Genomic DNA, 13,251 nt, shown 5'->3' on the forward strand with positions numbered 1-13,251 from the left:
AATGCCAGTAGGTTTTGTATCTTCAGAACGAACACAAACCATGCTATATCTAAAGGTGTAGCATCTCTTTGGCAAACGGAATCGTGAGCTTACGCTGATGCACTAATGAGGCTTTATCTAACTTATCCAATACATCAAACAAGGTACGCAAATCCCGCGCCATACGGTTCAGTAAAAAACGCCCGACATCTTCCGGTAATTGCAGGCCACGCATAGCGGCGCGGCGTTGCAGTGCGGCAAGTTTTTCATCATCTGCCATGGGTTGCAGTTGGTAATTCAACCCCCATTGCATACGTGAAACAAGATCTGGCAAGAGGAACCCAGCATCCGCAGGAGACGAGCTGCCGCTGACCACTAAGGCGCAATTCTTATTTTCTGCGACGCGATTGTAGAGATCAAAAATCGCCTCTTCCCAAACGGGGTGGCCGGCGATGGCATCGACATCATCGATACAAACCAAATCCAACTGTTCTAGGCCTTCAAGCAATGCGGTCGAAATACTCGCATGTATGCCTAAGGGAATATAAAAGCTGCGACGCTCCACTTCATTAGCGTGCGCGCAAGCAGCGTGCATTAAATGGGTTCGACCCGATTTAACTGGGCCCCACAAATAGATGGCGGCTTCACCATGCCCTTCGGCATTCGCTCTCAATTTTTGAATAAGTTCATCATTACCCGCGGCGGGGTAATAACTATTAAAGGTTTCGTCGTCTGGCAAATGCACAGGTAACGAGAGTTGCAGAGGTGAGTTTAAGGGCACTCGGTCTTCTCAATATTAAATAAAAACAATGCCGTGCTTAACTAAGCACGGCCGATAACATCTTAATGTAAACGCCATTCATACACAGGTTTGCCAGTTTGATTAGAGACAGGGCTAAATTCACCTGCACTCACAGGTGCGACCACAGAAATACGCGGCTCTAAGCTTAATAAGCGTTGTAAATCCGTCTCTGAGCCAAATAAATCTAACGAGAAAGTCACAGTATTACCTTGAATATGCGTTAACGTGGCATTTTTAATCGCGCTGAGTTGCTTCAAATATTTTTCAACTTCAACTAATTGCGCCATTTTTTGGATATTAACGAAAGTAACACTCGCACCAAGCTGAGTACCAGTATCGGCAATCGCATACTTAGTAAAATAGTATTCACCTAACGCCGCCATCATAGCGGTAATCGCTTGGGCCGAATTTTCAGCAGTACCGTTGTAACTGAATAACGGTGGCGTCAAAGAATCAATGGTAGCCTTAGTATAAAGATTTAAACGATAACGAACCTGATTCCCGGCGGCATCAATTGCCACTAGCGCCAAAAAGTCAGCTTGATAGCGGCCAGACACACTCGCCACGATGTCGGCAAACATCCCTTTAATATCGTTAGGATTAATACCCATCAACTCATCAAGATCTAAGATAGGCAGGAGTACAGGTATACCGCGGGCATAGGAAAAATCGCTAAAAATCTTACGTTCGGCTAACGCAGATGAGTCACCCAATATCATAGTGTCGCCATCACCAGGCATAGCGACCCAAAATAAGGTCAACGGGCGTTGAGTTCCCCAAACAGGCAATTGTGCCTGACGCAGTAACGCCACTATGCGGCGGTGCTCAAAACTCGCGGTCAACAGCAATTGGCCATTTTGCTCGATATAACCATACTGGCTCAGCAAGGTATCAGGATTACTGAGCTGAGATTGGATCAGACTGTTATCGAGGGATCGCGCAGTCCCAGTGTTCTTGATAATGACTTGCTCAAGTGCACTTTTTAAGGCTTTGTCGCGTTCGGCAACTGCGCGCGAAGACACAGGCACATTGGCCTCATCTAATTTACTCACCTCAACAGCATTGACGCTATTAATCGTGAACAGACAATATAGAAATGCAATTAAGCTCGGCTTCAATAGGAATTTCAGCATCTTTGAGTAGTTGAAGTAGCGTCAGATGAGGCAAATTGTACCATAGTTAGCGCCTTAAGCGAGTCTTGCCAAAATTTAGCCCCATTTCCGTGCCAGCCATAGCACAGAAAACCCAAACAGTGATCAACGTCGGCAAAACAGGCGATTTTCTCCTGCTCAAAATCCAACAAACTGTTATCATTTGGCGGTTTACCCTAAATTAACGAGAATAATAAATGAGACGACTCGCTATCCCCCTACAGGGCGCGCAAATGCTATTTGTGGCCTTCGGTGCCCTAGTACTAATGCCGCTACTTACAGGGCTCGACACCAGTGTGGCATTGTTTACCGCAGGTATCGGTACCCTACTCTTCCAATTGATTACTAAACGCCAAGTGCCTATCTTCCTCGCATCTTCCTTCGCCTTTATTGCCCCCATACTTTATGGCGTGCAGACTTGGGGAATTCCATCCACAATGGGCGGCATTATGGCCGCGGGCGTGGTCTACGTCATGCTCGGCGCCTTGGTTAAAGTGCGCGGTACTGACTTTATTCACAGATTATTGCCCCCAGTCGTAGTGGGACCCGTGATCATTATTATCGGCCTTGGCTTAGCCCCCGTTGCGGTGAATATGGCATTAGGCAAGAGTGGTGATGGTAGCTTGACTTTAGTCGCTACAAATACGGCGTTATTTATTTCGCTCGCATCGCTTGGTACCACTATCGCGGTGGCGATTTTCGCAAAGGGCCTACTCAAAGTGATGCCGATTTTAGCAGGTATTATAGTAGGTTACAGCTTAAGCCTAGCCTTTGGTATTGTTGATTTTGCCGTCGTGACCGCTGCAAGCTGGATTGCTATTCCTAAATTTGTCGCGCCAGAATTAAACTGGTATGCCATCGCATTTATGATCCCAGTGGCAATCGCCCCAGCGGTAGAACACATAGGTGATATTCTGGCGATATCCAACGTCACGGGTAAAGATTTTATGAAAAAACCCGGCCTGCATCGCACGCTAACGGGTGACGGGATTGCCACGATTGCTGCCGCAGCCTTTGGTGGTCCACCGAACACGACTTACTCAGAAGTGACAGGTGCAGTAACCTTAACCCGAAATTTTGATCCGAAAATCATGACTTGGACTGCCATTACCGCCATCACTTTAGCCTTCGTTGGCAAACTAGGTGCGCTGATGCAAACTATCCCCGTCCCAGTGATGGGCGGTATTATGTGTTTGCTATTTGGTTCCATTGCCGCAGTTGGCCTCAACACCCTTATTCGTAATCATGTGGATTTATCTGAGCCACGTAATTTAAGTATTGTCGGTGTTACCTTAGTCTTTGGTATCGGCGGCATGGCATTTGGCATTGGTTCATTCAGTCTGACCGGTATTAGCTTGTGCGGTATTGTCGCTATTACCATGAACTTACTATTACCCGCGACTAAGCCACACAATAAACACCACGACTCTGATGTGACGCCTCATTAATTACGGCTTGAAGACACGATCAATTTCGAAGTAGGTCGTTGAAAAATGACCACTTTATAAAATTGATCGTTTCTTAAAATACCACCACAAAAAAGCCGCCGTGATATCAATCACGGCGGCTTTTTTATGAAGCAATATTTTTATGAAGTAAGAATTAACTCTTACTCTTCAGTCTTGATCTTAGCGGCAGCCGCTTTGATCAAAGGTTGTAATTCGCCTTTTTGGAACATGTCCACTACGATATCACAGCCACCAATCAACTCACCTTCAATCCACAATTGTGGGAAAGTCGGCCAGTTAGCAAACTTAGGTAATTCTGCGCGAATGTCTGGATGCTGAAGAATATCCACGAATGCAAACTGCTCACCGCAGTTAATCATGATCTGAGCGACCTGTGACGAGAAGCCACAGCTAGGCAACTTTGGAGAACCTTTCATATAAACAATGATAGGGTTTTCCGTGATCTGTTGCTTAATTTTCTCTACTGTTTCCATTTTGATTCCTAAGTAGGATGACATTGACTCAATGCGACTATTGTACGTCAGCTAGACGCAGAACAAAATCCCACAGTTTGTAAGGTTATGTCGACATTTGATTTTTCGATGGCGTCTATCTAGTCAATTAGCTAAACAATGATTCACATCACAAATTTTATCGGTACAATAGTCCTAAGTGAGCACGTTTAAGAAACGATAACCTAAGACCATGGAGAGATACTAATGGCTTTCGAATTACCCGCATTACCATATGCAAAGAACGCACTAGAACCACACATTTCTCAAGAAACCATAGAATACCACTACGGCAAGCACCACAACACTTATGTTGTGAAGCTAAACGGCTTAATCGAAGGAACTGATTTCGCTGGCAAATCTTTAGAAGATATCATCAAGACTTCTACCGGTGGCGTATTTAACAACGCAGCTCAAGTGTGGAACCACACTTTCTACTGGAACTGCTTAGCCCCTAATGCTGGCGGCGAACCAACAGGCCCAGTTGCTGATGCAATCAATGCCGCTTTCGGTTCATTCGACGCATTCAAAGCGCAATTTACTGATTCAGCAGTAAACAACTTCGGTAGCGCTTGGACATGGTTAGTGAAAAAAGCCGATGGCACTCTTGCTATCGTTAACACTAGCAATGCAGCGACGCCACTGACTGACAGCACAGTAACGCCAATCATGACAGTTGACGTGTGGGAACACGCTTACTACATCGATTACCGTAACGTGCGTCCTGACTATCTTGCCCACTTCTGGCAATTAGTTAACTGGGACTTCGTTAACCAAAACTTCGCAGGTTAATTCATTTAACCTAACGTTGTTTACTGCCGAATAAGCAGTGGGTTAATCCCAGTAAAAAGAGCCCTAGTGGCTCTTTTTTTATGCCCCTCGTTAGCCGCCCATCCCTTATCCCACCGATTTATCCTCCGCTAACTACAAGTGCAATAATTGCGTTTGCAACTATTTGTTATTGTTTTTATTTGATATTTTTTTGACACAGATAGTGAGTTTGTGTCTAAGATTAGAGTAGGAGGCTGGCTAGCCAGTTATCCGTTCCATGACATCACTGGCGTTTCAGGGGGTTTATATGGGCATTTTCGAGCATTACCAAAAGCGCTACGAACAAAAACTCGATGAAGAATATTCTTTGCAGGAGTTTCTGGACATCTGCAAGGGAGATCGCAGCGCTTACATGTCAGCATCAGAGCGACTACTGCTTGCAATTGGTGAAGCAGAAGTCATTGATACCGCAAAAAATCCAACACTTAGCCGTATTTTTTCGAATCGACTTATTTCACGCTATCCCGCATTTAAAGATTTCTTCGGCATGGAAGACGCCATAGAGCAAATTGTGGCTTACCTAAAGCACTCGGCTCAAGGATTAGAAGAATCCAAACAAATTCTATACCTACTGGGCCCAGTGGGCGGCGGTAAGTCATCGCTAGCCGAAAAACTCAAAGCACTAATGCAAAAAGTGCCCATTTACATCCTGAGCGCGAATGGAGTCCGCAGCCCAGTCAACGATCACCCCTTCTGCCTGTTTGATGTGGAAGAAGATGGACAGCTGTTAAAAGATGAATTCAACATTCCCAACCGTTATCTGAAAACCATCATGTCACCTTGGGCGGTAAAACGTCTGCATGAGTTTGGTGGCGATATCTCCAAATTTCGCGTAGTAAAAGTCTTTCCATCCATTCTGGACCAAGTGGCAATAGCGAAAACTGAACCTGGTGATGAAAACAACCAAGATATTTCGTCCCTTGTCGGTAAAGTCGATATTCGGCAACTCGAACATTTCTCCCAAGATGATCCCGATGCTTACGCCTATTCAGGCGCATTGTGCCGTGCAAACCAAGGGGTGATGGAATTCGTCGAGATGTTTAAGGCACCAATTAAAGTGCTGCATCCACTACTGACTGCAACGCAAGAAGGTAACTATAACGGCACAGAAGGTTTATCGGCCCTGCCCTATAGCGGGATTATTCTGGCTCACTCAAACGAATCCGAGTGGTCAACCTTCAAAAACAACAAAAACAACGAAGCCTTCCTCGACCGTGTTTACATAGTCAAAGTGCCCTACTGTTTACGGGTCTCAGAAGAACTGCAAATCTATCAAAAACTGCTAATCAACTCTGAGTTATCGAAAGCACCCTGCGCTCCCGGCACCTTAGAAACCTTAGCGCAATTTAGTGTGTTGTCACGCATCAAGCCGCCTGAAAACTCCTCCATCTACTCTAAGATGCGGGTATATGACGGTGAAAGCCTGAAAGATACCGATCCTAAGGCTAAGTCTTACCAAGAATACCGTGATTACGCAGGTGTCGATGAAGGCATGAATGGACTATCCACCCGTTTCGCCTTTAAGATTTTGTCGCGGGTATTTAACTTCGACCATTCAGAGATCGCCGCCAACCCAGTACATTTATTCTATGTCCTCGAACGACAAATTGAACAAGAACAGTTCCCCGGCGATACCGCCGAACGTTATCTTGAATTCCTAAAAGGTTATTTGATCCCTAAATATGTGGAGTTTATCGGTAAAGAGATTCAAACCGCTTACTTAGAGTCTTACTCTGAATATGGCCAAAATATCTTCGACCGCTATGTCACTTACGCCGATTTTTGGATCCAAGATCAAGAATACCGCGACCCAGAAACGGGTCAGCTATTCGACCGCGCTGCCCTTAATGCTGAACTTGAGAAGATTGAGAAGCCCGCGGGGATCAGCAATCCTAAAGATTTCCGTAATGAAATCGTTAACTTTGTGCTGCGCGCCCGCGCGAACCATGAGGGTAACAATCCGCTATGGACCAGCTACGAGAAACTTCGCACTGTGATCGAGAAGAAAATGTTCTCCAACACAGAAGATTTACTGCCTGTTATTTCCTTTAACGCCAAAACGTCGAACGACGATCAACGCAAACACGATGATTTCGTCAATCGCATGATGGAGAAAGGCTATACCAAAAAACAAGTCCGACTCTTGTCTGAGTGGTATTTACGAGTTCGTAAATCTTCTTAAACTTGCGCTAACTAAGTACAGGGCTTTGGTGTTGCCAAAGCCTTCGCTGGGTTTTGGGAGGTGCGTATGGCGAACTTTATCGATAGACGGTTGAATGCGAAAGGAAAAAGCACAGTCAACCGCCAACGCTTTATCAATAGATATAAGCAACAAATTAAAAAAGCCGTCAGCGATGCAGTGACTCGTCGCAGCGTAACGGATGTAGATAAAGGCGAAAAAATCAGTATCCCAACACGGGATATCAGTGAACCTATGTTTCACCAAGGCAAAGGCGGTGTCAGGGATAGAGTGCATCCCGGTAATGACCAATTTACCCGTGGCGATAAAATTGACCGACCACCTGGTGGTTCAGGCGGCGGTTCGGGCAAAGGTGAGGCCTCAAACTCGGGTGAAGGCGACGATGACTTTGTGTTCGAAATCTCTAAAGACGAGTATCTAGAGTTATTGTTTGAGGACTTAGAACTCCCCAATCTACAAAAAAATCGCCTCAATAAACTGGTGGAATACCAAATCTACCGTGCTGGGTTCACCAATGATGGCGTCCCCGCTAACATCAATATTGTCCGTTCATTACGTTCATCCCTTGCTCGTCGCATTGCTATGTCTGCCAGTAAAAAGAAACTATTAAAAGAGTTAGAACAAGAACTTGCCGAACTGGAAAATATTCCAGGCACTAAGGCCGAGTTGATTTTGGATTTAAAAGCCCAAATTGAGGAGTTAAAACAAAAGATTGCCAGAGTGCCGTTTATCGATACCTTCGATCTACGCTTTAATAACTATTCCAAAAGGGAAATCCCTTCTAGTCAAGCTGTGATGTTCTGTTTAATGGATGTGTCTGGTTCTATGGATCAGGCAACTAAAGATATGGCAAAACGCTTCTATATCTTGCTGTATCTGTTCCTCACCCGTACCTATAAAAATTTAGAAGTGGTTTACATTCGCCACCATACCCAAGCCAAAGAAGTCGATGAACACGAGTTCTTTTACTCGCAAGAAACAGGCGGCACCATAGTGTCCAGTGCATTGAAATTAATGCATGAAATTCAACAAGCCCGCTACCCCGCCGATGAGTGGAATATTTACGCAGCCCAAGCATCCGACGGTGATAACTGGGCTGACGATTCACCTACCTGTAGGCAATTGTTAGAACAAAAAATATTGCCACTCGTGCGCTACTACAGCTATATCGAAATCACCAATCGCGCCCATCAAACCCTGTGGCGCGAATATGAATCCCTGCAACAGCATTACGACAACATCGCCGTGCAGCATATACGTCAAGCCGAAGATATTTACCCTGTCTTTAGGGAGCTATTCAAGAAACAAGCGGTTTAAGGGGGCACTATGGGGATAACTAAATCAACATCTTGGACACCACTGAGCGATGGTCCCGACTGGAGCTTCGAGCTACTGCAAGACTACCTCAAGGAAATTGAGCGGGTGGCAGCGCTCTATAAACTCAGCACTTACCCAAATCAAATTGAAGTCATCACTGCTGAACAGATGATGGATGCTTATGCTGGCATAGGCATGCCCATAGGTTACACCCATTGGTCTTTCGGCAAACGTTTTATCGAAACCGAGCAAGGTTACAAACGTGGCCAAATGGGGCTCGCCTATGAAATTGTAATTAACTCTAACCCCTGTATCGCTTACTTAATGGAAGAAAACACCATCACAATGCAGGCGCTGGTGATAGCTCACGCCTGTTTCGGACATAACAGCTTTTTTAAAAACAATTACTTATTTAAGACATGGACAGATGCGAGCTCGATTATTGACTACCTTGTCTTTGCTAAAAACTACATCAGTGACTGCGAGCAAAAATACGGTGTAGAACAAGTCGAAAGCGTCATAGACTCCTGTCATGCGCTAATGAACTACGGTGTCGATCGTTATAAACGTCCCTCTGAAATCTCATTCAGGGAAGAACAAGCAAGACAAAAGGATCGCGAGGCTTACCTTCAAAGCCAAGTAAATGATTTATGGCGCACCATTCCTACCCATCAACATGAGCAGTCTCAATCGAAAAAACGTCGTTTCCCCGCCGAACCGCAGGAAAATATTTTATATTTCATCGAGAAAAACGCTCCTTTGCTTGAACCATGGCAAAGGGAAATAATCCGTATTGTGCGTAAAATGGCGCAATATTTTTATCCGCAAAAACAAACTCAAGTGATGAATGAAGGCTGGGCAACCTTCTGGCATTACACTATCTTGAATCACTTATACGACGATGGCGTGGTTACTGACCGCTTCATGATCGAGTTTTTGCAAAGTCATACAGGCGTTGTGGCTCAACCCGATTACAACAGTCGTTATTACAGTGGCATCAACCCATACGCCTTAGGTTTTGCCATGTTCACCGATATTCGGCGTATTTGTGAAAATCCAACCGATGAAGATAAAGCTTGGTTTCCCGACATTGCTGGCAGCGATTGGATTGAAACCTTACACTTTGCGATGCAAAACTTTAAAGATGAAAGTTTTATTAGCCAATATCTCTCACCTAAAGTTATCCGCCAATTTAAATTGTTTGGTATCCATGATGATGAGAAACGCAATTATCTTTCGGTATCTGCAATCCACGATGAACGGGGGTATCAAGATATTCGCCAGTTACTATCACAACAATATAACCTGTCTAATATTGAGCCGAATATCCAAGTACATAATGTAGAAATCAACGGTGATCGATCCTTAACCTTACATTATGTGCCAAATAACGATATTCCCTTAGCCAACAGCCATAAAGAAGTATTAAAGCATTTACATCGATTATGGGGTTTCACTGTCACCTTAGAGCAAAAAAATGCAGATGCGAGTATTAGTGTCTTAGCATCCTGCCCTGAAGCCAATAAACCAGAATAATAAGCACAATAAAAAGGCCGTTTCCAATTGAAACGGCCTTTTTGTTTATTTAGCGCTATCTTAACGCGATATCACTCACAGAGATTAATGATCTTGAGCAATAGAAGCTGGCATATCTTCGCGTAATTGTAACCACATCTTACCGCTATTCATGCCATAGGTACGCATTAGCGCAGAGACATCGAGGTAATTTTTCGCCTGAGCCAACAGTTCTAATTCTTTGTAAAAGTTCAATGCTAATAAACGCGCATCTGAGCTGGTAAAGTAATAACGACCAACTCGACTATACAAACCTTTAAATCCGTTTAATATCAAAACGTAAAGTGGATTTCCGGACGAAAACGCTAAGGTGTGATGCAGTAAGTAGTCAAATTCAGCATAGGATTCAGCCGTATCTTCAAGCTGGTGAATCTTTGCAAGTACCTCCACAGCGGTATCCGGGTTATAACGCAAAGCACCGCGAAAATAGATAGCACTGACGTTCGTTCTAGCTGACAAGAGTTGGTCAACCAATACCGGAAAACCCTCGGGATTCAAATCAGCAATAGTCTCGAGAATGTTTAAGCCTGAGGTTTCCCAAAAGTTGTTAACCCGTGTTGGTTTGCCATGCTGAATTTTCAACCAACCGTCACGCGCCAAGCGCTGTAGCACCTCACGCAGAGTGGTGCGAGTCACACCAATCAATTCTGAAAGCTCACGTTCAGCCGGTAAAATGGACCCTGGAGGAAATTTGTTTTCCCAAATTGATCTCACAATATACTTCTCTGCAAAACTTGCAGGTCCTTTGGCATTGATAATCATCAGCCCACTTATCCAGTTGTTGTGCGTCGTAATGGTCACTGATCATACCAGAGCGGTAAAAAATGGAAACCATTCACTTAAAATCACTGTGTTATCGCCGTGTAAATGTCACAGAATCGTTCAAAAAAACGACCAAGGTCAATACAGGATGGGCCAATTTTGCCGCTTAGCTCCGCTTTTTGAAATGTCGGTATCAGTAACTCATTACATTAGCTTTCTCTTTAGGCTAGACTCATTTAACTAACGCAGGTATTGATAATAATCACGTGCAATTTTTAACATAATTAGAAGAGAGGCTGCCATGCCGGCGACAATGAGTCAGGCGTTTATTGGGAACTTCTTAGGAAATTCTCCTAAGTGGTACAAAACCGCAATACTGTCATTTTTAATTATCAATCCAATACTCTTTTTCTATGTCGACCCCTTTGTGGCTGGTTGGGTATTGGTTCTAGAATTTATTTTTACCTTAGCAATGGCATTAAAATGCTATCCATTACAGCCCGGCGGATTATTGGCAATTGAAGCCGTCGCGATCGGAATGACATCGGCAAGCCAAGTCTTACATGAAATAGAAGCCAACCTCGAAGTATTATTACTCTTGGTGTTTATGGTCGCTGGTATATATTTCATGAAGCAATTGCTGCTATTTGGCTTCACGAAAATCATTACTAAAGTGCGCTCTAAAATTTTAGTGTCATTAATGTTTTGTTTGGCTTCAGCCTTTTTATCAGCCTTCTTAGATGCGTTAACGGTTATTGCCGTCATTATCGCGGTCGCTGTGGGTTTCTATTCTATTTACCACAAGGTCGCTTCTGGAAAAGATTTCGGCGCCGATCACGATCATACCTCTGAAGGTAAAAATGATGATGGTGAAGATCAGTTAAACGAAGAAGAACTCAGTGCATTCCGTGGTTTCCTACGTAATCTGTTAATGCATGCGGGTGTGGGTACTGCGCTGGGCGGCGTGTGTACTATGGTCGGTGAACCACAAAACCTTATTATCGCCGCGCAAGCAAATTGGCAATTTGGTGAATTCGCCGTGCGTATGTCACCCGTTACTGTTCCTGTATTAATCTCGGGCATCTTAACTTGTTACTTAGTTGAAAAATTTGGCATTTTTGGTTATGGCGCTAAGTTGCCAACGGCCGTTCATCGGATCTTATGTGAATATGCCGCCCATGAAGATGCGCGCCGTACCAATAAAGACAACATGAAGTTAATCGTCCAAGCCTTAGTGGGTGTCTGGTTGATCGCTGGACTTGCATTGCACTTGGCCTCAGTGGGCCTAATTGGTCTTTCTGTGATTATTTTAACCACAGCCTTTAACGGCGTTACCGATGAGCATGCCCTCGGTAAAGCTTTCGAAGAAGCACTGCCTTTTACCGCGTTATTAGCAGTCTTCTTTGCGGTTGTTGGCGTGATTATCGACCAGCACTTATTCGCACCAGTGATCCAATGGGCACTGAGTTATCAAGGCAATACTCAGTTGGTGATTTTCTACATCGCCAACGGATTGCTGTCTATGGTGAGTGATAACGTGTTCGTCGGCACTGTGTACATTAACGAAGTGAAAGCGGCATTGATTAACGGTCAAATCAGCCGTGATCAATTCGACTTGCTGGCCGTTGCGATTAATACTGGAACTAACTTACCTTCGGTTGCCACGCCCAATGGTCAAGCGGCGTTCTTATTCCTACTAACCTCAGCACTAGCGCCACTTATTCGCTTATCCTATGGCAGAATGGTATGGATGGCATTGCCTTACACTATCGTGCTGTCTATCGTAGGTGTCATGGCGATTCAAACGGGTTTCTTAGAACAAGCTACCCAATATTTCTATGATTCCCAGATAATCATCCATCACAGCGCTAGTGAAGTTTTAGAGCCGATGACTGGACATTAATCTTCTTTATTGACTGAACTTTATTTAATAAGTAGAGTCCAAAAAACGCCCCATGTCTGAGGGCGTTTTTTGTTGATATGGAGCTCACTTTGACTGTAATGACTCGCTTTGCCCATTCCCGTTCATCTTGGTTTATTCTCGCAGGCACAGCCCTTGGGTTAGAAGCAGCCGCCCTGTATTTTCAATATGTTATGAAACTGGAACCCTGTGTCATGTGTATTTACCAAAGACTCGCTATTTTTGGTTTATTGGCAGCAGGTCTCATTGGCATGACAGCACCCAAATATCGAATAGTCAGGATCTTAGCTGCCGTGCTCTGGGCCATCAGTGCAACTTGGGGATTAAAACTAGCCTTATCGCTCGTAGATATGCAAGCCAACCCATCCCCTTTTTCAACCTGTTCATTCTTACCTGAATTTCCAGCTTGGATGCCATTACACGAATGGTTCCCTGCCGTTATGATGCCTACTGGCATGTGTACTGATGTACCTTGGGTCTTTATGGGTGTAACGATGCCCGAATGGATGGTAGTGGCCTTCAGTGGCTTCTTAGTCGCTTGGTTACTCTTTATTGTGCCTGTCCTAAGTGGTTCAAATAAACCATCTCTTTATAAATAACGAGTTTGAGATAAGGCAGGCATAAAACCTGCCTTTTTATTGACGATTATATTCCACTTATCCTATTCAATCCTCGCAACTTAAACATATGCCAATAGCAAAACAGTGAGAAAGCGCTACACTGGCTCAATGAAAAGTGGTGATTTGGAAACTG

11 protein-coding genes are annotated in these 13,251 nt (G+C 44.4%); 7 read left to right on the plus strand and 4 right to left on the minus strand.

Annotation, left to right across the window (positions count from 1 at the left end):
- Positions 1-49: 49 nt before the first annotated feature.
- Both hda and KO533_RS02635 read right to left on the minus strand, forming a co-directional pair.
- Positions 50-760, minus strand: a complete 711-nt coding sequence (gene hda / locus KO533_RS02630) for a DnaA inactivator Hda (RefSeq protein WP_168823935.1) — start codon at positions 758-760, stop codon at positions 50-52.
- Positions 761-822: 62 nt separating this feature from the next.
- Positions 823-1,914, minus strand: a complete 1,092-nt coding sequence (locus KO533_RS02635) for a DUF2066 domain-containing protein (RefSeq protein WP_105252829.1) — start codon at positions 1,912-1,914, stop codon at positions 823-825.
- 215 nt (positions 1,915-2,129) lie between these two features.
- Between KO533_RS02635 and KO533_RS02640 the strand changes: the two genes are divergently transcribed.
- Positions 2,130-3,380 carry a uracil-xanthine permease family protein gene (locus KO533_RS02640; RefSeq protein ID WP_219252770.1) on the plus strand — a complete coding sequence of 417 codons (1,251 nt, stop codon included), beginning with the start codon at positions 2,130-2,132 and terminating at the stop codon, positions 3,378-3,380.
- Between the two features lie 161 nt (positions 3,381-3,541).
- On the opposite strand, the gene grxD is transcribed toward KO533_RS02640, so the two are convergent.
- The gene (gene grxD / locus KO533_RS02645) at positions 3,542-3,874 is read right to left on the minus strand and encodes a Grx4 family monothiol glutaredoxin (protein ID WP_011846572.1); all 333 of its coding nucleotides are present in this window, start codon (positions 3,872-3,874) and stop codon (positions 3,542-3,544) included.
- Positions 3,875-4,099: 225 nt separating this feature from the next.
- On the opposite strand from grxD, the gene sodB reads away from it, so the two are divergent.
- The 4 genes from sodB to KO533_RS02665 all read left to right on the plus strand — a co-directional run bounded on the left by sodB (position 4,100) and on the right by KO533_RS02665 (position 9,776).
- Positions 4,100-4,684 carry a superoxide dismutase [Fe] gene (gene sodB, locus KO533_RS02650; RefSeq protein WP_028760317.1) on the plus strand — a complete coding sequence of 195 codons (585 nt, stop codon included), beginning with the start codon at positions 4,100-4,102 and terminating at the stop codon, positions 4,682-4,684.
- 286 nt (positions 4,685-4,970) lie between these two features.
- Entirely contained in the window at positions 4,971-6,905 is a 1,935-nt protein-coding gene (locus KO533_RS02655) for a PrkA family serine protein kinase (RefSeq protein ID WP_131523897.1), read from the plus strand.
- A 66-nt stretch (positions 6,906-6,971) separates the two neighbouring features.
- Positions 6,972-8,240 carry a YeaH/YhbH family protein gene (locus KO533_RS02660; RefSeq protein WP_006081286.1) on the plus strand — a complete coding sequence of 423 codons (1,269 nt, stop codon included), beginning with the start codon at positions 6,972-6,974 and terminating at the stop codon, positions 8,238-8,240.
- Between the two features lie 9 nt (positions 8,241-8,249).
- On the plus strand, positions 8,250-9,776 hold the full coding sequence (locus KO533_RS02665) for a SpoVR family protein (protein WP_198572694.1): 1,527 nt from the start codon (positions 8,250-8,252) through the stop codon (positions 9,774-9,776).
- 84 nt (positions 9,777-9,860) lie between these two features.
- Here KO533_RS02665 and fadR read toward each other — a convergent pair whose 3' ends face one another.
- The gene (gene fadR, locus KO533_RS02670; protein ID WP_028760321.1) at positions 9,861-10,577 is read right to left on the minus strand and encodes a fatty acid metabolism transcriptional regulator FadR; all 717 of its coding nucleotides are present in this window, start codon (positions 10,575-10,577) and stop codon (positions 9,861-9,863) included.
- 301 nt (positions 10,578-10,878) lie between these two features.
- On the opposite strand from fadR, the gene nhaB reads away from it, so the two are divergent.
- Together nhaB and dsbB are read left to right on the plus strand one after the other, a co-directional pair.
- Positions 10,879-12,480, plus strand: a complete 1,602-nt coding sequence (gene nhaB, locus KO533_RS02675) for a sodium/proton antiporter NhaB (RefSeq protein ID WP_028760322.1) — start codon at positions 10,879-10,881, stop codon at positions 12,478-12,480.
- An 89-nt stretch (positions 12,481-12,569) separates the two neighbouring features.
- The gene (gene dsbB, locus KO533_RS02680; protein ID WP_028760323.1) at positions 12,570-13,097 is read left to right on the plus strand and encodes a disulfide bond formation protein DsbB; all 528 of its coding nucleotides are present in this window, start codon (positions 12,570-12,572) and stop codon (positions 13,095-13,097) included.
- Positions 13,098-13,251 lie beyond the last annotated feature (154 nt).

The organism is Shewanella sp. NKUCC05_KAH (assembly GCF_019345585.1).
Taxonomy (GTDB): domain Bacteria; phylum Pseudomonadota; class Gammaproteobacteria; order Enterobacterales; family Shewanellaceae; genus Shewanella; species Shewanella oncorhynchi.